The sequence below is a fragment of the Paraburkholderia acidiphila genome (genome assembly GCF_009789655.1).
Classification (GTDB): domain Bacteria; phylum Pseudomonadota; class Gammaproteobacteria; order Burkholderiales; family Burkholderiaceae; genus Paraburkholderia; species Paraburkholderia acidiphila.
This window is the reverse complement of record NZ_CP046911.1, coordinates 73,300-94,150: the sequence shown is the minus strand read 5'-3', so window position 1 is coordinate 94,150 and position 20,851 is coordinate 73,300. Positions and strand designations below refer to the sequence as shown.

Annotated in this window: 18 protein-coding genes; 10 read left to right on the top strand and 8 right to left on the bottom strand. The window is 64.7% G+C overall.

All coding sequences use genetic code 11. From position 1 onward, the window contains the following. The first annotated feature begins 12 nt into the window (after window positions 1–12). Window positions 13–1,689 (top strand): GMC family oxidoreductase, encoded by a 1,677-nt coding sequence (locus tag FAZ97_RS24685; RefSeq protein WP_158761140.1) that lies wholly within the window; start codon window positions 13–15, stop codon window positions 1,687–1,689. Here the strand turns inward: FAZ97_RS24685 and FAZ97_RS24680 are convergent. From FAZ97_RS24680 to FAZ97_RS24660, 5 genes are all read right to left on the bottom strand, one after another. Then, a complete protein-coding gene (locus tag FAZ97_RS24680; RefSeq protein WP_158762402.1) occupies window positions 1,662–2,540 on the bottom strand; it encodes a LysR substrate-binding domain-containing protein in 879 nt (292 codons plus the stop codon). The two genes, FAZ97_RS24685 and FAZ97_RS24680, sit on opposite strands and share 28 nt — an antisense overlap. 90 nt (window positions 2,541–2,630) lie before the next feature. After that, window positions 2,631–3,803, bottom strand: coding sequence for an MFS transporter (locus FAZ97_RS24675; protein WP_158761139.1), 1,173 nt, complete (start codon window positions 3,801–3,803; stop codon window positions 2,631–2,633). Window positions 3,804–3,813: 10 nt separating this feature from the next. Next, window positions 3,814–4,638: a quaternary amine ABC transporter ATP-binding protein gene (locus tag FAZ97_RS24670; RefSeq protein WP_158761138.1), complete on the bottom strand. Its 825-nt coding sequence runs from the start codon at window positions 4,636–4,638 to the stop codon at window positions 3,814–3,816. Window positions 4,639–4,769: 131 nt separating this feature from the next. Beyond that, window positions 4,770–5,708: an ABC transporter permease gene (locus FAZ97_RS24665; RefSeq protein WP_158761137.1), complete on the bottom strand. Its 939-nt coding sequence runs from the start codon at window positions 5,706–5,708 to the stop codon at window positions 4,770–4,772. A gap of 60 nt (window positions 5,709–5,768) precedes the next feature. Further along, window positions 5,769–6,815, bottom strand: coding sequence for an ABC transporter substrate-binding protein (locus FAZ97_RS24660; protein ID WP_158761136.1), 1,047 nt, complete (start codon window positions 6,813–6,815; stop codon window positions 5,769–5,771). A 268-nt stretch (window positions 6,816–7,083) separates the two neighbouring features. On the opposite strand from FAZ97_RS24660, the gene fae reads away from it, so the two are divergent. From fae to FAZ97_RS24645, 3 genes are read left to right on the top strand one after another with little or no spacing between them, the layout of a single operon-like run. Next, complete coding sequence (fae, locus tag FAZ97_RS24655; RefSeq protein ID WP_158761135.1) at window positions 7,084–7,605, top strand: formaldehyde-activating enzyme; 522 nt, start codon at window positions 7,084–7,086, stop codon at window positions 7,603–7,605. A 28-nt stretch (window positions 7,606–7,633) separates the two neighbouring features. After that, window positions 7,634–8,653, top strand: a complete 1,020-nt coding sequence (locus FAZ97_RS24650; RefSeq protein WP_158761134.1) for an aldo/keto reductase — start codon at window positions 7,634–7,636, stop codon at window positions 8,651–8,653. Next, complete coding sequence (locus FAZ97_RS24645) at window positions 8,650–10,104, top strand: NAD-dependent succinate-semialdehyde dehydrogenase (RefSeq protein ID WP_158761133.1); 1,455 nt, start codon at window positions 8,650–8,652, stop codon at window positions 10,102–10,104. The genes FAZ97_RS24650 and FAZ97_RS24645 overlap by 4 nt, the downstream gene beginning before the upstream one ends. Window positions 10,105–10,193: 89 nt before the next feature. Here the strand turns inward: FAZ97_RS24645 and FAZ97_RS24640 are convergent, their stop codons facing one another. After that, window positions 10,194–11,087: an alpha/beta fold hydrolase gene (locus FAZ97_RS24640; RefSeq protein WP_158761132.1), complete on the bottom strand. Its 894-nt coding sequence runs from the start codon at window positions 11,085–11,087 to the stop codon at window positions 10,194–10,196. A gap of 86 nt (window positions 11,088–11,173) precedes the next feature. Continuing rightward, window positions 11,174–12,016, bottom strand: a complete 843-nt coding sequence (locus FAZ97_RS24635; RefSeq protein WP_158761131.1) for a DMT family transporter — start codon at window positions 12,014–12,016, stop codon at window positions 11,174–11,176. 108 nt (window positions 12,017–12,124) lie between these two features. Between FAZ97_RS24635 and gcvA the strand changes: the two genes are divergently transcribed. The 6 genes from gcvA to FAZ97_RS24605 all read left to right on the top strand — a co-directional run bounded on the left by gcvA (window position 12,125) and on the right by FAZ97_RS24605 (window position 19,509). Beyond that, window positions 12,125–13,015, top strand: a complete 891-nt coding sequence (gene gcvA / locus FAZ97_RS24630; protein ID WP_158761130.1) for a transcriptional regulator GcvA — start codon at window positions 12,125–12,127, stop codon at window positions 13,013–13,015. 435 nt (window positions 13,016–13,450) lie between these two features. Next, window positions 13,451–13,822, top strand: coding sequence for a BON domain-containing protein (locus tag FAZ97_RS24625; protein WP_158761129.1), 372 nt, complete (start codon window positions 13,451–13,453; stop codon window positions 13,820–13,822). Between the two features lie 640 nt (window positions 13,823–14,462). Then, window positions 14,463–14,747 carry a hypothetical protein gene (locus FAZ97_RS24620; protein ID WP_158761128.1) on the top strand — a complete coding sequence of 95 codons (285 nt, stop codon included), beginning with the start codon at window positions 14,463–14,465 and terminating at the stop codon, window positions 14,745–14,747. 140 nt (window positions 14,748–14,887) lie between these two features. Next, window positions 14,888–16,003 (top strand): GGDEF domain-containing protein, encoded by a 1,116-nt coding sequence (locus FAZ97_RS24615; protein WP_158761127.1) that lies wholly within the window; start codon window positions 14,888–14,890, stop codon window positions 16,001–16,003. 156 nt (window positions 16,004–16,159) lie between these two features. Then, window positions 16,160–17,992, top strand: coding sequence for an SLC13 family permease (locus FAZ97_RS24610; RefSeq protein ID WP_158761126.1), 1,833 nt, complete (start codon window positions 16,160–16,162; stop codon window positions 17,990–17,992). A 56-nt stretch (window positions 17,993–18,048) separates the two neighbouring features. Then, a complete protein-coding gene (locus FAZ97_RS24605) occupies window positions 18,049–19,509 on the top strand; it encodes an alpha/beta hydrolase (protein WP_199272185.1) in 1,461 nt (486 codons plus the stop codon). Between the two features lie 46 nt (window positions 19,510–19,555). Here FAZ97_RS24605 and FAZ97_RS24600 read toward each other — a convergent pair whose 3' ends face one another. Further along, window positions 19,556–20,641, bottom strand: coding sequence for a S1C family serine protease (locus FAZ97_RS24600; RefSeq protein ID WP_158761124.1), 1,086 nt, complete (start codon window positions 20,639–20,641; stop codon window positions 19,556–19,558). Between the last annotated feature and the right edge of the window lie 210 nt (window positions 20,642–20,851).

Here is a 20,851-nt window from a genome sequence, read left to right as displayed (position 1 = left end):
CGGAGCACATAGATGAACTACGACTACATCATCGTCGGCGCCGGTTCGGCGGGTTGCATTCTCGCGGAACGGCTCTCCGCTTCCGGCCGTCATTCGGTGCTGCTGCTCGAAGCAGGCGGACCTGACGATTCGTTCTGGTTCAAGATCCCTATCGGCTTCGCCAAGCTGTACTACAACAAGCAGTACAACTGGATGTATTACAGCGAGCCAGAGCCTGAGCTTGCCAACCGGCAGATCTACGCGCCGCGCGGCAAGGTCCAGGGCGGCTCGGGCGCGATCAACGCGATGATCTATGTGCGCGGCGCCGCGCGCGACTACGACGACTGGGCCGCTGCGGGTAATGCGGGCTGGTCGTACCAGGAGGTGCTGCCGTACTTCCGCAAGCTCGAGTCGCATCCGCTCGGCGACACGCCCTGGCACGGCGCGAACGGCCCGGTGCGCATCACGCCGATGAAGGAGGGCGCGCATCCGGTCTGCCGCACCTTTGTCGAAGGCTGCACGCAATTGGGCTACGAGCGCAACGAAGACTTCAACGGCGCGCGGCTCGAAGGCGTGGGCATCTACGATGTGAATACGCGCGATGGCAAGCGCGATTCGAGCAGCGTGGCCTATCTGCATCGCGCGGGGCAGCGTTCGAACCTGAAGATCGAGCATCATGCGCGCGCCACGCGTGTGCTGTTCGACGAGAGCCATCAACGCGCCGTGGGCGTGGAGATCGTTCAGCAGGGCGCAAAGCGCACGTTCCACGCGAACCGCGAAGTGATCGTCGCGGCTGGCGCGGTCGATTCGCCGAAGCTGCTGCAGCTTTCGGGCGTCGGCCCGCGCGCGCTGCTCGCGAAGCACGGCATCGACGTGGTTCACGAGTTGCCTGCCGTTGGGCAGAACCTGCAGGATCACCTGTGCGTGAGCTTCTACTATCGTTCGCGCGTGAAGACGCTCAACGACTCGTTCAGTAGCTGGATGGGCAAGCTCAAGTTCGGCCTGCAGTATGTGTTCCAGCGCAAGGGACCGTTCTCGATGAGTGTCAACCAGTCGGGCGGCTTCTTCCGCACCAGCGAGGAAGAGGCGCATCCGAACATGCAGCTCTATTTCAATCCGCTGTCGTATCGGATTCCTAAGTCAAATCGCGCGCAGCTCACGCCGGAGCCGTACTCGGGCTTTCTCGTCTGCTTCAATCCTTGCCGGCCTACGAGCCGCGGCTCGGTGGAAATCGCTTCGGCGAACGTGGAAGACGCGCCCAAGATTCGCGGCAACTATCTCTCGACGCAGAAGGACCGCGACGAGGCGATTGCAGGCAGCCGCCTCGTGCGCAAGCTGATGACGGCGCGCGCGTTGCAGGACATTACCGTTGCCGAGGTGACGCCTGCCGGTGAAGTGACCGACGACGCGAGCATGCTCAAGTTCTTCCGCGAGCAAAGCGGCTCGATCTATCACCTGTGCGGCACCTGCGCGATGGGGCCCGATCCGCGCACGGCGGTCGTGGACGCGCGTCTGCGTGTGCATGGCATCGAAGGCTTGCGCGTGGTGGATGCATCAATCTTTCCAAATATCACATCGGGCAACACCAATGCGCCGACGATGATGGTCGCGGAAAAGGGCGCGGACCTGATTCTGGAAGATGCCGATCAGGCCATCGCCGCGAAAGCGGTCGCGCAGGGCCGTCAGCGCATGGCGGCGATTTCGTCCTGAATCCATTGCCGGAACAGCTTGAGCGGCTTCGAAGCTTTCTGTTCGGGCCGCACGACGAACCAGTATGACTGGCGGCCGTCCACGTGGATGTCGCGCACGGGCGCGAGCAGGCCTTGGGCCAGCTCGTGCTCGATCATGTGGCGGTCGGCCATCGTCACGCCGAGCCCTTCGATGGCCGCGCGGATCGCGTGATCGAGCAGGTCGAATTCGTAGCCGCCCGAGGTGTCCACGTCCTCGATGCGCGCTGCGTCGAGCCAGTGCCGCCACGTGAGATAGCGCTGGTTGTCGCCCGCGAGCACGTGCAGCAAGGTCTGCTGCGTGAGGTCGACGGGACCGTTCGCGAGCAGCGCGGGCGCGCAAACCGCAATGTGCGACTCGTGCATCAGCAGCGAGCTGTCGAGGCCTTCCCATTCGCCATCGCCAAAGCGGATCGCGCAGTCTAGCGCCGTCGAATCGGCCAGGCTGTCCTGCAGATGTGTCGTGAGGCTCAGTTCCAGTTCAGGATGGCGCGCGCGCAGGCGCGTGAGGCGCGGCACGAGCCAGCGGCTCGCGAAGGTGGGCGGCGCGTTCACGCGCAGGCGGTTCAGGTCGCTCTTCTGCTGGATCGTGCGGACCGTCAATTCGATGCGGTCGAACGACTGCTGCAGCGTGCGCAGCAGCGCGCGCCCGGCATCGGTTAGTTCGAGCCGGTGGTGATGGCGCTCGAGCAGCGCCTCGCCAAGCTGTTCCTCCAGCTGGCGCACCTGGCGGCTCACCGCGCTCTGCGTCACGTTCAGCTGCTCGGCGGCGCGGGTAAAGCTGCCGCTCGTGCCTGCCGCCTCGAACGCCTTCAGGGCGTTCAGCGCCGGCATCTTTCGCTTCAAGGTCGTCTCCTCGCTCCAGGCGCCATCTCGAAATGACGCCTCATGCAAACGACGCAGTATACCGGCCCGCACCGCCATTCAGGCGCCCCGCGCGCGGGAGAGCGCGGCGAGCGCAAGCGTGACGACGAGCGCGAACACATAGAGGCCGCCCGCCCCCAGAAGACGCATGAACAGCGAAGCGACGGTCGGACCGGCCGCGCCGCCGAGCGAGAAGACGAGCAGCAGCGTCGCGCTAGTTTGCACGCGCCGCGCCTGGTCGACCCGGTCGTTCACGTCGGAGACGATCACGCCGTACAGCGTGAAGGTGAGCGCGACATAGAGAAAGAGCAGCGTATCGACGAAAGCGGGTGCACGCAGGACGGCGAGCGCCGCGGCCGCGCACGCGGAAACGAGCGAGATCAGGCCGAGCGTGGCGCGCCGCCCGAGCCGGTCGGAGAGCCGCCCCACGGGCCATTGCGAAAGCAGTGCGCCGATCAGCACGACACCCATTGCGCGCGAAATACTGCTGGCCGGATAACCGATGCGCGCGAGATAGACCGGCGTGAGCGCATAGAACGCACTGGAAAGGAGCCCCGCGCCAATGCAGGCCGGCACGCTGCGCGGCGCGACGCGGTGCAACTCGCGCAGGCCGTCGAGCAGCAGCGTGGGGCGCTTGGGCGTGGCGAGCGCGGAGTCCGGTGCCTTGACTGAAGGCGCAGACAAGGCGGCTTCGCCCGACTGCCACTCGCCGATCAACGCCACGGGAATGAGCGCGGCCACGAACAAGCCGTTCACCAGCGCGTGCTCGAAAATGCCGCCGGGCGCGCCGAGCCCTAGCAGGAACTGCCCGGCGCTCACGCCAAGATACGTGAGCACGAGATAGAACGCGAAGGCGCGCCCGCGCCGCTCGTTCGGCACCGCGCCATTCACGCCGCTTTCGATCGACGTGAACACGCCGACCATGCTGAAGCCGGTAATGAGCCGCAGCACGGCCCAAACGTCAGGAGAATCGAAGGAGAGATAGCCGAGCGCCGCAAGCGCGGCGAGCGCGCCGAAGCCAATGAAGGCGCGCTGCGGCCCGATACGCCCGACAATGGGCCCAAGCCCCAGCGCGCCCACGATGAAGCCGACGTAGTAGCACGATTGCACGAGGCCGACGGCGAGCGCGGTGCGCTCGCCGCTCAGCATGCGCAGCGAGATCAGCGTCGTGAGGAGGCTGTTCCCGCAAACGAGGATCGTATAGCCGCCCAGCAGGCCGATGAGCGCCCGCATCGACGGCGGCTTAGTGCGTGGTCCCGGCGCGGCGCTCGACGAAGCGCCGCACGTAGTCGTCGGCGGGGCGGTGCAGGATGTCGTCGGGGGTGCCGCACTGGATCAGGCGCCCGTCGCGCAGAATGGCGATCTGGTTGCCGATGCGCAGCGCTTCGTCGAGATCGTGCGTGATGAACACGATCGTCTTCTTGAGCGTGGCCTGGAGTTCGAGCAACTGGTCCTGCATTTCGGTGCGGATGAGCGGGTCGAGCGCCGAGAACGCTTCGTCCATCAGCAGCACGTCGGTATTCGCCGCGAGCGCACGGGCGAGGCCCACGCGCTGGCGCATGCCGCCCGAAAGCTCGTCGGGGTAGTGGTCCGCATAACCCGCGAGGCCCACCTTGCCGAGCCATTCGCGTGCGCTCGCCTGTGCCGCCGCTTTCTTTTCGCCGCGCGTGGCGAGCGCATACGCGGCGTTGCTGAGCACCGTCTGGTGAGGCAGGAGTCCGAAGCTCTGGAACACCATGCTCACGCCGTAACGTCGCAATTCGCGCAGGCCGTTGTCGGAGAGCTTGAGCACGTCCTTGCCGTCGATCAGGATCTCGCCCACGGTCGGCTCGATGAGCCGGTTGAAGTGGCGCACCAGCGTGGACTTGCCCGAGCCCGAAAGGCCCATGATCACGAAGATCTGGCCCGAACCGATCGACAGGCTCACGTCGTTCAGGCCCACGTTGCAGCGCGTCTTTTCGAGGACCTCGGCCTTGCCCGCGCCGCCGCGCAACAGGTCGAGCGCGCGCTGGCTCGCGTCGCGCGTGCCGAAGATCTTGTAGACGTTCTTGACTTCAATGCCGCTCATGATCGTTACCTCATTCCATGCTCATTGCGTATGCGGGATGCGCCGGCCGGCTTTTCGCCACGTATTGCTCACGTTTTGCCCATTGTGCCGGCGCTTGTGCCTTCGCGTTCGTTATCTGGCTGACGGGTTCATCAGGTCGCGGTCTTGGCGGCTTCCGCGCTTTCCTGTTCGCGAACACGGCGGAACGGAATGCGTGAGGGCTGCTTCGACTTGCGCGTGAGGCCGCGCGTGCGCCGGCCCTGGCCATAGCCCTGGCTGATGCGGTCGATCACGATCGCGAGAATCACGATAGCGACGCCCGCCTGCGTGCCCTTGCCGACATCGAGCGTTTGAATGCCCGCGAGCACGTCTTCGCCAAGACCGCGCGAACCGATCATCGAGGCGATCACGACCATGGAAAGCGCCATCATCGTGGTCTGGTTGATACCGGCCATGATGCTCGGCCGCGCGAGCGGCAACTGCACGCCAAACAGCAACTGCATGCGCGTGGTGCCGAACGCCCGCGCGGCCTCGACGATTTCCGCATCCACGTGGCGAATGCCGAGATCGGTCAGGCGAATGAGCGGCGGCAGCGCATAGACGACCGTGGCGAGAATGGCGGGCACCTTGCCGAGGCCGAACAGCATGAGCACCGGAATGAGGTACACGAAACTCGGTAGCGTTTGCATCACGTCGAGCACCGGCAGGAGCACGCGGCGCAGCCCGCTGCTCGAAGCCGCGAGAATGCCGAGCGGCACGCCGAGCACGACCGAGATGAGCGTGGCGACCACCATCAGCGCGAAGGTCTGCATGAGCTTGTCCCACAGCCCGAAGCAGCCGATCAGCCAGAGCAGGACGACAAACAGCAGCGCCACGCCAATGCGCCGCGACGCGTGCCAGCCGAGCAGGCCCACGGCGGCGAGTACGACGATGGGCGGCGTGGCGCGCAACAGGCTTTCGAGCGGCACGAGCAGGTCGCGCAGCATGAGCACGCTGAAGTTGTGGAACGCGTCGCCGTAGCGCTGCACGAACGCGGCGACCTGATCGTTGACCCAGTCGGCGATCGAGAGGTGAAGAAAGGGAGATCCCATGGTGAGCCTCATTCTGCGTGTGTCATGTGATGCGTACTGTCATGCGGCCAGCGTCGTTGCTTACGTGCGCAGGCCAGCCTGCACGCGCGCTGCGACTTCCGGCGTGACCCATTGCTTCCAGATTTCCGGGTGCTGCTCGAAGAACGTGCGCGCGACCGTGGAGGCGTCGAGCTTCTTGTCGTGCATCTGCTGAACCAGTTGCTCGTCGAGCGCCAGCGGCAAGCTCACCTTGCTGAAGAACGCAACGGCGTCGGGCTGGGCATCGTAAAACGGCGTGGAGACCGCGACCTTCAGATGCGACACCTTGAACGCGGAAGCGCACGGCGTGCCCTTCGGGTCGGCGATGGTGTTCCAGCACGCGTCGGAATACGGCGCACCTTCCAGTTGCACGAAGCGGTACTTCGCCATCAGGCCGGCGGGCTGCCAGTAGTAGAAGAGGATGGGCTTGCCGCGCTCGTAGGCCGAGGCGATGGCCGCGTCGAGCGCGCCGCCGGTGCCGGGGCGAAAGTTCGTGTAGTCGTCGCCGAGCTTGTAGGCCGTGAGCAGGCGGTTGTTGAAGCGCTCGCAGTCCCAGCCCGCAGGGCAGTTGTAGAAGCGGCCCTTACCGGGTTCTTCGTCGTCGGTGAAGAGGGATTTGTACTGCGGAAGTTGCGCGACGGAGCGCAGTTGCGGCGCCATGGGCTTGATGCCCCGTTTGGGGTCGCCGTTGATCACATAGTCGGGGACGTACCAGCCTTCCTTGTCGCCGCCGGGAATCAGTTCGCCGACGAGCTTCACGCTGCCGTCCTGCAAGCCGCGCGCGACGATCGGGCTGCGGCCCGTCCAGTGCTCGGCCCACACCTGCAGGTCGTTTTTCGTGAGGGCGGTTTCGGTGGCGGCCGTGGCGCCGGGAATGACTTCGGTCTTGCAGCCGTAACCCTTTTCCAGAACGGTGCGCACCATTTCGGTCATCAGTGCGCCGCTTTCCCAGGTGATTTGCGCGAGCTTCACGGTTTTGCCCGCCTCGCACCAGCCGGGGGCGGCAAAGCTGCTCGTGGCCGCGCAGGTCAGCGCGAGGGCGGCGGCTATACGCATTTTACGCACGCCTGCCAGCGTGATACGTCTCATGTCGTCTCCAGTTTTATGTGCACGATGGGCCGTGCTTTTCGAAGCAATCCGACCAGAGTCTAGCCGTGGCATTTTGGGTTGCGAAAGCCACGAATAGTCATCGATGCATTACCTGATCTCATGCCACTTTCGCCACACGAATGACCTTGCGCGAGCGATGACTGCGCGTCATGCCCCCATGAGATTTCTTAGCTTTTGGGCGCTTGCGGCGTGTGCTGGAATGCGTCTGGCCAAATTCGAACTCATGACACAGGAGACGGAGTCAAACATGAAAGACCTGCAAGTCTATATCGGCGAAGGTTTCGCCGGACCAGGCGTAAACGCTGCCCACATCAACATCATGATCGGCCCGCGCAATGGCCCCGTGGGGCAGGCATTTACGAACAGTTTGTCGTCGCCTTCGCAAGGCCACGTGCCCTTCATGGTGGTGGCGCAGCCCAACGTGCCGGTCAAGCCCGCCACGCTCTACGTGAACAAGGCCGACATTCGCGGCGACCTGCACGGCAACGCCACGTGGGGCGCGTCGCAGGCGGCCATCGCGAAGGCGGTGACGGAGGCGATGCTCGACGGCACGCTGCCGCCGCAAGCGGAGAACGAATGGTGCATCGTCACGGCGAACTGGGTGAACTGGTCGTGCGACGACCTGGACGCCGTGTACGAGAACAACTACGTGGCCTGCAAAACGGCCATCCGCGCGGCGATGAACGGCCTGCCCAAGCTCGACGACATTGCGAAGATCAAGGATCAGATCAGCAATCCGTTCTACACGCCGAAGGCCAAGGCGGCTTGAGCCGCGCAAATCGTTACAGGTGACTACGATGCAATACGTGCAACTTGGCCGCTCCGGCCTGAAGGTGTCGCGCCTGTGCCTCGGCACGATGAACATGGGCACGCCCGAGTGGAAGCCGTGGATTTACAACGAAGAGCAGAGCGAACCGATCGTGCGCCGTGCGCTCGAAGCGGGCGTGAACTTCATCGACCTCGCGGATTTTTATTCGACGGGTGTGGGCGAGGAAGTGGTGGGGCGCATCGTGAAGCGTCTCGCGAAACGCGACGAACTCGTGCTCACGACCAAGGTCGGTTATCCGATCGGCAATGGTGCGAACAACCAGGGTCACTCGCGCAAGCACATCATGGAAAGCATCGACGGTTCGCTGCGTCGTCTGCAAACCGACTACGTCGACATTTACATGCTGCATTACTTCGACGTGAACACGCCCGTCGAAGAAACCATGGATGCGCTCAACGACATCGTGCGCGCGGGCAAGGCGCGCTATATCGGCGTTTCGACGATGTTCACGTGGCAGTTCGCGAAGATTCTGCAGGCATGCGAGCGCTATAACTTCGCACGCCCAATCAATATGCAGCTGCAGCTGAACTGCGCGTATCGCGAGGAAGAGCGCGAGATGATCCCGTTCTGCCAGGACCAGGGCGTGGGCGTTTCGGTGTTCAGCCCGCTTGCGCGTGGTCTGCTTTCCGGCGACGCGAAGTCGGTGCGCAACCAGACCGACTTCTTCACCGTGCAGATGTACGACGACGAAGCCTCGCGCGATATCGCGCGTTCGGTGGCGGAGGTCGCCTCGGCGCGCGGCGTGTCGAGTGCGCAGATCGCGCAGGCGTGGGTGCTGGGGCACGCCGGTATCGCGTCGATGCTCGTGGGCGCGGACACCGTCGCGCAGTTCGAAAGCGCGCTCGCCGCGCTCGACACGCAACTGAGCGCCGACGAACTGTACGAACTCGAACGCAACTACACGCCGTGCGACGTGATCAACGACTACGTGAGCGCACGCATTCCGCGCGTGCCGCGCGCAGCGCGTCGCCTGGAGATCGCAGCATGATCGAAGGACTCAAGGAAACGCGCCTGTGGCGCACGTCGAGCTTCATCGACGGCGAGTGGGTCGCCAGCGATGCCGCTTATCCGGTCATCGACCCGGCCACCGGCGCGCCGCTCGCGCACGTGGCCCGCGCCGGTGCACGCGAAGCGCTGCAGGCCGTGGCAGCGGCTTCGCACGCGTTCCCCGCATGGCGCGACGCCACGGCTGCCGAGCGCAGCGCGAAGGTGCGCCGCTGGGGCGAGCTGATGCAGGTGCATCGCGAAGACCTCGCGCGCATCATGACGGCCGAACAGGGCAAGCCCTATGCGGAAGCGCTGGGTGAAGTGGCGTACGCGGCCAGCTTTCTCACGTGGTTCGCGGAGGAAGCACGCCGTGCCTACGGCGACGTGATTCCCGCGCCGAAGAAGGGCGCGCGCATTGTCGTGACGAAGGAGGCCGTGGGCGTGGTCGGCGCGATCACGCCGTGGAATTTCCCGCTCGCGATGGTCACGCGCAAGGCCGGTCCCGCGCTCGCCGCGGGTTGCACGATGGTGCTCAAGCCTTCGGAAGAAACGCCGCTTTCGGCGTTCGCGCTCGCCGAACTGGCGGTCGAGGCGGGTATTCCGCGTGGCGTGTTCAACGTCGTGTCGGGCGACGCGCCTGCCATCGGCGACACGCTCATGGCTTCGAAGGCCGTGCGCAAGATCTCGTTTACGGGTTCGACGCGCGTGGGCAAGCTGCTCATGCGCGCCGCCGCCGATACGGTGAAGAAGGTCTCGCTCGAACTGGGCGGCAACGCGCCCTTCATCGTATTCGACGACGCCGATCTCGACGCCGCCGTGGAAGGCGCGATGGCCTCGAAATTCCGCAACACGGGGCAGACCTGCGTGTGCGTGAACCGCTTCTACGTGCAGGCCGGCGTACACGACGCGTTCGTCGAGAAACTCGTGAAAGCCGTGCGCGCGCTGCATGTGGCGAGCGGCATGGAGTCCGGCGCCACGCAAGGGCCGCTCATCAACGCAGCGGCATTGCGCAAGGTCGAGGCGCACGTGAGCGACGCGGTGGAGAAGGGCGGCGCGATCGTGTGCGGCGGCCACGCGCATGCGCTGGGCGGCACGTTTTACGAGCCCACGGTCATCACGGGTGCGCATGGTGGCATGATGCTCGCGAATGAAGAGACGTTCGGGCCCGTGGCCGCGGTGTTCCGCTTCGAGACCGAGGAGGAAGCGATCCAGGCGGCGAACGATACCGAGTTCGGCCTTTCTGCGTACTTCTATGCGCGCGACATTGGCCGCGTGTGGCGTGTGGCCGGTGCGCTGGAAAGCGGGATGGTGGGTATCAACGAAGGCATCCTCTCGACGGAGGTCGCGCCTTTCGGTGGCGTGAAGGAGTCGGGGCTCGGGCGCGAAGGCTCGAAGTACGGGCTCGATGAGTACCTAGAAACGAAGTACCTGATGATGGGCGGGCTCGGTTGAGTTTGCGTGCTGTTGTCACGCCTGGGTGGTTTGGATAAAGGCCGCCGCGCGAGAGCGCGGCGGCCTTTTTTGATTTTTTCGCAGATGGGTCAATCGGCCCACGCATTGATATCGAGAACCGCGCTGGCGAATGCTGCTGGCGCCTCCTGCGCGGGGTTATGGCCTGCATTCGGCACGACGCGGTTTTCGTGGCGTCCCGTGAAGCGCTTCGAGATGACCTCGCCGCCCGCTGGCGGGTGGACGCCATCGGCCTCTCCCTCGAGCGTGATCGTCGGCACGGTAATCGGCGGCATGGCGGCCAGGCGCTGTTCGATCTCGTCGAACCGTGAGTCGCCTTCGACCAGGCCGAAACGGTGCCGGTAAGAATGGATGACCACGTCGACGAAATCGGGATTGTCGAACGACACGGCGGAGCGGGCATAGGTGTCGTCGTCGAAGCGCCAGGTCGGCGACCAAAGCGACCACAGGAGTCGGCAGAACGCACGCCGGTTTTCAGTCAATCCAGCCCGGCCGCGCTCACCGTGCAGGTAGTACTGGTACCACAGCCGGTGTTCGTGTTCGGGGTCGGCTGGCTGCGACGCGGCGGCGATATTCTGGATGTTGTAGCCATTGACCGAAACGAGGCCGCGCGCTCTCGACGGGTAGAGCGCCGCGACGATGCACGCCGCCCGGCCGCCCCAGTCGTATCCCCCCAGGATGGCCTGGTCGATCTGGAGGGCATCGAGGAGTGCCAGCAGGTCCGCGCCGAGCGCCGCCTGCTGGCCCGAGCGGAGCGTCGTGGACGAAAGGAAGCGCGTTGGGCCGTAGCCCCGCAGGTAGGGTGTGATGACGCGGGCGCCCTGGGATATCAGACGTGGCGTCACGTCGTCGTACGCATGGATGTCGTAAGGGAAGCCGTGTAGCAGGATGACCGGCCATCCGTTTGCATCGCCGTGTTCGTGATAGCCGATGTCGAGCAGTTCGGTTTCGATGTGTTTGAGCATGGGGCGCTCCTTTGTGCTCAGTTCAACCCGGTTCAACTCGATTCAATGATGACGCACGCGTAGCCAATGACGGGCGCGAGGCAATGTCAAAGCCCGAGACAAACCGCACCGGCCGCAACGACCACGCAGGCGAGCCAGCGCGTTGTGCTCACCGCTTCCCGCAAAAACAGTCGGCCGATCAGCACGGCGAACACGACGCTGGTCTCGCGCAACGCGGAAACCGCGCCCATCGCGCCTGACTGCAGCGCCCAGATCACGATGCCATACGCCGCGATGGACACGAGGCCTCCGGCCAGCGACGCGGCAACCGACAGTGGCTCCGCACGAACCGGCTCCCATACCGCCGCGATCCCGCGCGCCGCGACGAACAACACCGGCATCGCCCAGTAGAACAGGAACATCCATGCGGTGTAGCTGAGCGGCTGGCCGTCGGACAGGCGCACGCCGATGCCGTCGATCACGGTATAGAGCGCGATCGTTGCGCCGGTCGTGAATGCGGCCAGCGCACCCGCGCGCGACACGTGACGCCCCTGCAGCGCGATCGCGATGATGCCGCCTGAAATCATCACGATCCCGAGCACGTGCAACGGGCCGATCGCCTCGTGCGCGAAAAGCGCCGCGCCGAGCGTGACGAGCAGCGGCGACGAGCCTCGCGCGATCGGATACGCCAACGCCAGGTCGCTGCGGCGATACGAGCGCACGAGACTCACGTTATAGGCGATATGCACGAGCCCCGACGCGGCGATGTATGGCCAGGAGGCGCTGGCCGGCAAGGGCGTGGACAGGACGACGAGCGTGGCAACGACCGCGATGGCGATGCTCATCCACGTCATCGATAAAAACCGGTCGCGGTTGCCGTGGAGCATCGCGTTCCAGCTTGCGTGCAGCAGCGCGGCGAAAAGCACGATACCGCCGGTATAGCTAAGCATGAGGGCGCGGGCAGGGTGTCATGAATGATCTATTGAGCAGGATATCTATCTTGTAGTGGGCAGACAAACGAGATAAATTGCCTAAAAACATTAGAGAATCTATTGCGAATGAGACCGACGTTACCCCCGCTCAATGCCCTGAGGGCCTTCGAGGCCGCGGGCCGGCTCGGCAGCTTCAAGGAAGCCGCCGCAGAACTGCACGTGACGCCAGGGGCGGTGAGCCAGCACGTGCGCCTGCTGGAGGCGTGGCTCGGCGCGTCTCTGTTTGAACGGCACAACCGGCGTGTGCAGCTCACGCCGGCGGCAAAGGCGTATCTGGAGGAAATCGGCCCCTTGTTCGAACAGCTCTCGCAGGCAACCGCGCGATACGGCATGCCGCGAACGCTCTCCCGGACGCTATCCGTGAACGCGCCCGCGACCTTCACGTTGCGCTGGCTGGTGCCGAGGCTGGCGAAATTCCGCGCCGCGCATGCCGACGTGGACGTCAACGTGGAAACGTCGAACGAGCCGTTGGAAAGTTTGAAAGACGACTACGACGTCATCATTCGCGGTGGTCCGGACACGTTCTACGGCTATTCGATGCGGCCTTTCTTGTCCGAGGAGCGGCTTCCGGTGTGTAGCCCCGCGCTTTTGCAGCGTGTGCCGTTGCGCTCGCCCGGCGACCTGCGCGAACACACGTTGCTGCACACTTCGAGCCTCCCGCGGCTTTGGCCCGACTGGCTGGCGAGCGCGCAGATTCCCGAACTGAGGCCGGCAGCGGCGTTGACGTTCGATCATTTCTATCTGACCTTGCAGGCGGCGATCGACGGAATCGGCGTCGCGATGGGGCCCACCGCGCTGGTAGCCGATGACCTTGCCGCTGGCCGGCTCGTCGCACCGTTCGCGCTTGTACGCCTGCCTTCGCGCAGCTATTGCACTTACGTTGCGCAGGAGAAGTCCGGCGATGAACGAGTCGCGCTGTTTCGCGCGTGGCTCGAGCGGGAGGGGATGGGTTCATGAGCGCAGCGGGGCGTCGCGCGATGCAAGAGCAAGCCGGTTATCGCGCCGATCCGCCGCCAGAACCGGCGTCGCAATTATGCGACGCCTGGCAGACTTTTTCCGCGCTCGCGCGACTGCCTATGCGCTCCATTTCTCTGCCAACCGGGAAAAAGCCGGGGAAAAGCGCCTGGAAGCCGTTCAATAGTTGACGGATCCAATTGGGGTTGGGGGCGATGTGACCATAAGCTCATGGCTACGAACGGTGCGCCTACTCCATGATGGGGTCGATATCAAGCTATTGATTCAGCGGCATTTTCCCCGCCCTGCGCCACACATTACATTCATATAATCTGTCGCGCGCTCGCGTTTCGCGCGCGAATGCCTCAGTAGCGGATGGTGTAGTGCAACGGCTCGTTCGTGGGCCAACAACAAGACTGTGACAACAGGAGAAAATGCATGAAGGCTCTTCAAGTATTCAAGCTGGCCGCGGCGACGGCTCTCGTGGCTGCGTCGCTGCACGCCTATGCGCAGGACGACGCGGCGAGCGGCGCGGCTGCCGCTGCCCAGCAGGCCAGCCCGTCGCACGCGCTCACGAAGCAGGAGAAGGCGGCTAACCGCGCGCTCAGCCGCAAGGTTCGCTCCGCGCTCGCGAAGGACAAGAAGGTCGATGTTGCGAAGATCACCGTGCGCGTGCGTGACGGCGCCGTGGTTCTGCAGGGCTCGGTGCCTGAGCAGTCGCAGATCGAACACGCCACCGAAGTCGCCAAGGGCGTGCAAGGCGTAACGTCGGTCAAGAACGCGCTGACGATCCGTCCGAACGAGTCCTGATCATTGCCCACCACGGCCTTGCGCCCGTCCGGGCGCAAGCGCCGATATCCGGAGACGGGTCTCCGGGATCCCCCCGAAGACTTCATCTCGCGAAGCGCGCCGGGCGCGCTTTTCTTGCACCTTGCCTGCGCTTGACCGGGGAATGACGCCTTCGATGCGCACGCAACCAAAGTGGCGCACGGCGACTACGCGTGGGGCAAGCAACACGACCGATTATCCGATACGCCGTCGCGCAAAATGACTCGCAAAATTCGGTGTATATCGCTGTGCCGGATTGAATCAGCGTACCAAAAGACTTCTCGCAAATGCACGCTCGCCCGGCCGATCGCATATCGAGGGTAGACGCCCGTCGAATAGCCGTTCCGGGCCGATTTACGCGAATTCCCTGCAATGCCTGAATCACGCGGTTCCCGGATTGGCGTTGCCAAAAAGCGAAATAAATCGTTGCGCACAATGCGCTTAATTATCTGCGATTGCTTTCCTAAACTTGATATCAACTGGTAGTGGTTTGTTTTACGCATACCGCTGCGAACAGTTACGCGATTTTGATCGTCGTGAGCCGCGCACATAACGACCGCCAGAGCAATACGAGTGGTCCGTTTGTGCCGGAATTCCAGTCCAATCAATGGAGGAGCGAGTCATGAGCAGAACAATCAGCACATTCATCGCGGCTGTTGCCGCACTCACGCTGTCGGCCGGTGCGTATGCACAGGCTAACAATACGCTGGCAACCCCGAGCGTTGTATCGCCCGCCGCTGCCAATAACAATGCAACGAGCGGCTACGGCACACCTGGCGCCACCAATTCGGACAGCGGCATGAGCGCGGCGTCGCCGAATAGCGCGAACAATGGCGCAGCGCAGGTCCCGGGCGGCCCTAACAACAACACGCTGGCCACCCCGAGCACCGCATCGCCGGCCAAATAACCCTGGCCTCTCGCCGTAAGCAAGACCGCTGTCCTCACGGGCAGCGGTCTTTTCTTTTCCCAGTCCTGCGGGCTGATCGCGGCCTCAAGTCTGTCCCCAAGCTGCCGTAATAGCAGGCTTCGGAATATTCTCGATGCATCGTGACACATCCCGGGTCTCAGCCTTCACTGGATCTTGCTGCGCTTATCGAAACCGTCCAGCGGAACGAGCGCGCCTCGAAGTCATTCCAGGACGTGGAACTGCGCCTGATCGGCGCGCACGACTGGTGCGCCTTTCTCGAAGGGATGTTCGTCCATCTGCCCGAGGTGTTCCGGCTCGCTTCGTCCGGCATCTGGCTCGACGCCCGCACGCCGCTCCTGCGCGACCTGCTCGAAACCGACTGCGGGCGCGCCGACCTCGAAGCGAACCTGCGATCCGGGTTCCAGGGCGGTCTCGCGCTGTCGCGCCTGTGCGCGGGCAACCAGCCGTGGCTCGGCCGCGTGAGCGAACTGAGCGCTCTCGAGCCCGCTGTGAGCGAGACCTTCTTCGGCGCAAAAGCGGCAAAAGCGGCACAGACCGCTACCGGCAGCGCGATTGTGCTGCCCCTTCTGAACCGCACCCAGGTGCTCGGCTACCTGTGCCTCGCAAGCGATGACCCCGCGCGCTTCGACCCCAGCATGGGCACCGACCTGCTCATGCGCTTCAGCAGTGTGGCGGCGGCGAGTCTCGACAACGTCGCCCACCGCGAGCATCTGCGCAAGACCGGAGTGACCGACCCGCTCACGGGTCTCTCGAACCGCCGCTATTTCGACGAGCGCCTGCATCACGAGATCCGCCGCGCGAGTTCGCATGCGGCGCCCATGTCGTGCCTCTTCATCGACATCGATCACTTCAAGCAGATCAACGACACGCACGGTCACGCAACCGGCGATCTCGCGCTGGGCGCCATCGGCACGTGCCTGAAGCAGCAGGTGCGTGTGGGGGATACGGTTTCGCGTTACGGCGGCGAAGAGTTCGTCGCGCTGCTGATGTGCGAGCTGCCCGACGCGCTGGCGGTGGCGGAGCGCATCCGGCATGCGGTCGAGGCGCTCGAAGTGCTCGACGACGAAGGCGAGCGCATTGCGCTCAGCGTGTCGATTGGCGTGGCGGCGTATCGGATGAACGCGCTCGCCGCGAGCCCCGAGGTGCTCGCGCGCTCGCTGCTGGACCAGGCCGACCAGGCCATGTACCGGGCCAAACACCAGGGGCGCAACCGCGTTTCGCTGCTTGAGGCGTGAACGGCGCAAGACGTTCGCAAACCTGTGGTAAAGACGGCGGCACGGGCATGACCCAAGGCCGCGCTGAAACGTAAGTTTTCAAAATCCGGCACTATTTGCGGTAGCAGTGGTTTCAGAGGCCCGTTGATCGGTACGTCGACCAGGCAAAGCGAAATCATGTCTACCGAGCTTTTGTTGACCGTTGCCTGTCTGGCCTGCGCGATCGCGATGTTCCTGATCGGCCGGCCCCGCTCGGACGCGGTGGCGCTCATCATGATCGTCGCGCTGTCGCTCTCGGGCGTCGTGACCGTTAACGAGGCGCTGGCCGGTTTCTCCGACCCGAACATCGTTCTCATCGCGGCCCTCTTCGTGCTCGGCGACGGACTCGCGCGCACGGGCGTTGCCCAGCGCGTGGGCGACTATCTCATCGCGCGCGGCGGGGCCAACGAGCGCCGCCTCGTCGTGCTGATCATGGCTGTGGTTGGCGTCATGGGCTCGGTCATGAGTTCGACGGCCGTCGTGGCGATCTTCATTCCCATCGTCATTCGCATTGCGCGGCAGTCGGGCGTGTCGCGCGCGCGCATGCTCATGCCGGTCAGCATGGCCGCGCTCACGAGTGGCATGCTCACGCTCGTCGCCACGACGCCGAATCTCGTCATCAACAGCGCGCTCGTCTATCACGGCTACCAGGGCTTCAGTTTTTTCGGCATCACGCCGCTGGGCCTGCCGATTCTCGCCGCGAGCATTGCCTGGATGCTGTTCGCAAGACGCTTTCTGAACGGCGCAGGCGGCGCGGAGGCGAGCACGCGCCCGTCGCTGAACGACTGGGTCGCGCGCTATTCGCTCGAAGGGCGCGCCTTTCGCCTGGAGGTGGGCGCGGATTCCCCGCTCGTCGGGCAGACGCTCGGCCACGCCGGGCTCGACGACGACCCCGTGGCGCACGTCGTCGCGATCGAGCGGCGCGCGCGCATGGGCGCGACGGTGCTGCCGGCGACTGCGGACAGCAGCATTGCGCCCGGCGACGTGCTGCTGCTCGACGTGGAGTCCGCGAGCTTCGACCGCAAGGCGTTTTGCGCGCGCTATGCGCTCGCGGTGCGCCACATGTCGGGCGCGTACTTCACGGACCAGACCCACGACGTGGGCATGGCCGAGGTCATCGTGCCGCCGGACTCGTCGCTCGTGGGCAACGTCGCGCGCAGTTCGGCCGCGCTGCGCCGCCACGGCGTGACGGTCGTCGGCCTGCGCCGCGCCGACGCCGCGCTCGAGCAGGATCTGCAGGCCACGCGGCTGAAAGTGGGCGACACGCTGCTGGTGGTGGGGCCGTGGATCGACATCTTCTCGATGCAGTCGGTCGAGCGCGATATCGTGTGTCTCGCCATGCCGGTCGAAAGCGACGCCTACGTGCCCGTGCCCCACAAGGCGCTGCACGCGCTCGCCATCATGGCGCTCGTCATCGCGATGATGCTCACGCCACGCGTGCCGAACGTGCTCGCGGGCCTGATCGGCTGTCTGCTAATGGGCGCGTTCGGCTGCGTGAGCCTCGACAGCGCGTATCGGGCGATTCACTGGCGCAGCCTCGTGCTGATCGTGGGCATGCTGCCGTTTTCCATCGCGCTGCAACGCACGGGCGGCATCGACATTGCCGCCGACGCCGTGCTGCGCGTGGCCGGCAACTGGGGCGCGCATGGCCTGTTGGGCGCGGTTTTTCTGCTCACGCTCGTGATCGGCACCGTGATTTCCGGCACGGCGACGGCGGTGCTGATGGCGCCGGTGGTGCTCGCGATGGCGGCGCACCTGCATGCGTCGCCCTATCCGTTCGCGATGACGACGGCGGTTGCCGCATCCGCGGCCTATATGTCGCCAATCTCGACACCGGTGAATGCGCTCGTCAGCACGGCGGGCGGCTATCGGTTCCGGGAATTTATCAAGGTGGGCTCACCGGCTGCGATCGGGGCGCTCGTGATCACCGTACTGCTGGTACCGCTCATCTGGCCGGTTTTCCCGCGCTAGCGCGAGGTGAGTCAGGTCACCCGTTCGCGAGGCATCAACCGGACATGGCGAAATTCTTGACGAGAACGTGGGCACTTCGCTGGATCAAGCGGCTTGTTCTTTTCGTGCTGATCGCGTTCGTGTGCATTGCCGGCGTGCGCCTGTACGACGCGCAGCGCAAGGCGCCGTTGAGCCTGTGGCACACGTATGTGCCGCAAGACATGCACGTGCACGAAATCGATCAGGCGACGTGGGAGGAGTACATCGCGAATGAGAACCGCGTGTTCGACTCGGTGAAGAAGAACGTGACCGACAAACTACCGGCGGACGAACGCGTGCCCGCCAATCGCTATTTCTCGGGCAGCCCGATTTATCCGGGCCACCTTCGCACCGACTGGAACCGCTCGTTCACGCTCATGCCGCAGGGTACGCCGCGCGGCGTGGCCGTGATGCTGCACGGGCTGACCGATTCGCCCTATAGCCTGCGGCACATCGCGCAGCGCTATCAGCAAGATGGCTTCGCGGTGGTCGTGGTGCGTTTGCCGGGGCACGGTACCGTGCCCTCGGGTCTGACCGAAGTGACGGCGGAGGACTGGGAGGCGGCCACGCGCCTCGCCGTGCGCGAAGCGCGGCGCCGCGTGCCGGCGCCTTTACCGCTGCATATCGTGGGGTATTCGAACGGCGGCGCGCTCGCGCTGCAATACGCGCTCGAGGTGCTCGACGACCCGAGCCTGCCGAAAGCGGATCGCCTGATCCTGCTTTCGCCGATGATCGGCATTACGGCCTTCGCGCGCTTCGCGGGGCTCGCGGCATTGCCCGCGATCCTGCCTGCGTTTGCGAAAGCCGCGTGGCTCGACATCGTGCCGGAGTTCAATCCGTTCAAGTACAACTCGTTTCCGGTGAACGGCGCGCGCCAGTCGTGGCGGGTCACGCGCAAGATCCAGCAGGAAGTGGCGGACGCGGCGCGCAACGGCAAACTGGCGGCGCTGCCGCCCGTGCTCGCCTTCCAGTCCGTGCTCGACTCCACAGTCAGCACGAGCGCGATCATCAGTTCGTTGTATTCGCAACTGCCCGCCAATGGCAGCGAGCTGGTGCTCTTCGACATCAACCGCACAGCGCAATGGAGCCCGCTGCTGCGCGCCTCGATGCGTGACGCGCTGCGCCGTCTCCTGCCCGTGCCGCCGCTGCGCTACCGGCTCACCGTGCTCACCAACGCCTCCGCCACCTCACAGCAAGTGGTCGAAGCGAGAACGGCGCCGAACGAAACAACGGCGAAAGTCGAACCCACGGGGCTCGACTATCCACCTGATGTTTATTCGCTTTCACACGTGGCCCTGCCGTTTCCGGTGACCGATTCGCTGTACGGCCGCACCCCCGATCCCAACGACGACGTGGGCATCCACCTTGGCGCCCAGTCCGTACGCGGCGAAACCGGGGCGCTGATGGTGGGGGCGGGGTTCCTCACGCGGCTTTCGTGGAACCCCTTCTACGGGTACATCGTCGAGCGCATCGACAAGCTGGCGGGTCATGGGCCGTGAGCGCGATGTCGACGCGCGCCCGGGCCGCCCTCGGCTCGCTTGGGGCTTATGCGCGCGGCGCGAGTTCGACCTGCGCGGTCATCTGCTCGCCGTCGCGCGCAACGACGATCGACACGTTGCTGCGTGCCCGCGCGATCATGCTTTGCAGTTGCTCGACGTTGTCCACTTCGATGCCGTTGACCGCGATGATCACATCGCCGGCGCTGATGCCAGCCGCCTTGGCCGGACCGCCCGATTTCACGACGAGCACGCCACCTTCCACGCCGACTTGCTGCGCTTCGTCGCCGCTGAGCGCGCGCACGGCCACGCCAAGACGCGGACGCGAATTGTGGGCCAGCGTGCTGCCATTGCCGTTGCCGCCGCCCTGCACGATCTGATCCTTGATGTGCATGGCTTCGTCGATGGGAATGGCGAACGAGAGGCCCTGGAAGCCGCCCGTGCGCGAATAGATCATCGAATTGATGCCGATGACTTCGCCGTTCAGGTTGAAGAGCGGGCCGCCCGAATTGCCCGGATTAACCGGCACGTCGGTCTGGATCAGATGCGTCGGGCTGTCTTCCGAAAGCTGGCGCGACTTCGCGCTGATGATGCCCGAGGTCACGGTGTTGTCGAGACCGTAAGGCGAGCCGATCGCGACGACCCAGTCGCCCACCTTGCTGTTGGCCGGATTGCCGATCTTCACGGTCGGGAAACCCGTGCCCGCGATTTTCAGCACGGCCACGTCGCCTGCCTTGTCGGTGCCGATGACGCGCGCGGGGAACTTGCGGCCGTCGGTGAGCTTGACCGTCACGTCGTCCGCGCCTTCGACGACGTGATTGTTCGTGAGGATGTAGCCGTCCTGGCTCACGATGAAGCCCGATCCGAGCGCGCCCGAATGGCCGTCTTCGGAGTCCGGGTTTTCCTTGACGACCTCGACATGGACCACAGCCGGACCGTACTGCGCGACGATCGCCGCGAAGTTCGGCGCCGTGCCCTTGACGTCGTCCGTCCTGGGCGCGGGTACGGACAACGACGTTTTCGTGACGCCGCGTTCGTCCGCGCTCGCGTGCTCATGGCTGACAACCCAGGCGCCGGCAAGCGCCACCGCTACACCGGCGATCAGGCCCCGGCGCCGATATTTGATGGTACTCATTGCTATGGTCTTCTAAGAGGTTAAGGAACGTGGGGCGTAAGGTACTTTTTGCTGCTTAAACGTGACTTAAAGGAAAGAACGATCTTTTGACCGGTCGAAGAGTCGATGTACGCGCAACGAAAATGGGGCGCGGTTGTGCCGACGTCGTTTGGAATCCTCGCCAGCTTGCGCGCAAGTCTTCTTCAAAGCGGCTAGTCTTTCGAAGTCGCG

Coding starts and splice junctions, on each gene's coding strand:
- gcvA (WP_158761130.1), top strand. CDS start 12,125: ATGAGACCGACGTTACCCCCGCTCAATGCCCTGAGGGCCTTCGAGGCC.
- FAZ97_RS24685 (WP_158761140.1), top strand. CDS start 13: ATGAACTACGACTACATCATCGTCGGCGCCGGTTCGGCGGGTTGCATT.
- FAZ97_RS24620 (WP_158761128.1), top strand. CDS start 14,463: ATGAGCAGAACAATCAGCACATTCATCGCGGCTGTTGCCGCACTCACG.
- fae (WP_158761135.1), top strand. CDS start 7,084: ATGAAAGACCTGCAAGTCTATATCGGCGAAGGTTTCGCCGGACCAGGC.
- FAZ97_RS24645 (WP_158761133.1), top strand. CDS start 8,650: ATGATCGAAGGACTCAAGGAAACGCGCCTGTGGCGCACGTCGAGCTTC.
- FAZ97_RS24600 (WP_158761124.1), bottom strand. CDS start 20,641: ATGAGTACCATCAAATATCGGCGCCGGGGCCTGATCGCCGGTGTAGCG.
- FAZ97_RS24650 (WP_158761134.1), top strand. CDS start 7,634: ATGCAATACGTGCAACTTGGCCGCTCCGGCCTGAAGGTGTCGCGCCTG.
- FAZ97_RS24675 (WP_158761139.1), bottom strand. CDS start 3,803: ATGCGGGCGCTCATCGGCCTGCTGGGCGGCTATACGATCCTCGTTTGC.
- FAZ97_RS24680 (WP_158762402.1), bottom strand. CDS start 2,540: ATGCCGGCGCTGAACGCCCTGAAGGCGTTCGAGGCGGCAGGCACGAGC.
- FAZ97_RS24635 (WP_158761131.1), bottom strand. CDS start 12,016: ATGCTTAGCTATACCGGCGGTATCGTGCTTTTCGCCGCGCTGCTGCAC.
- FAZ97_RS24660 (WP_158761136.1), bottom strand. CDS start 6,815: ATGAGACGTATCACGCTGGCAGGCGTGCGTAAAATGCGTATAGCCGCC.
- FAZ97_RS24665 (WP_158761137.1), bottom strand. CDS start 5,708: ATGGGATCTCCCTTTCTTCACCTCTCGATCGCCGACTGGGTCAACGAT.
- FAZ97_RS24640 (WP_158761132.1), bottom strand. CDS start 11,087: ATGCTCAAACACATCGAAACCGAACTGCTCGACATCGGCTATCACGAA.
- FAZ97_RS24610 (WP_158761126.1), top strand. CDS start 16,160: ATGTCTACCGAGCTTTTGTTGACCGTTGCCTGTCTGGCCTGCGCGATC.
- FAZ97_RS24625 (WP_158761129.1), top strand. CDS start 13,451: ATGAAGGCTCTTCAAGTATTCAAGCTGGCCGCGGCGACGGCTCTCGTG.
- FAZ97_RS24670 (WP_158761138.1), bottom strand. CDS start 4,638: ATGAGCGGCATTGAAGTCAAGAACGTCTACAAGATCTTCGGCACGCGC.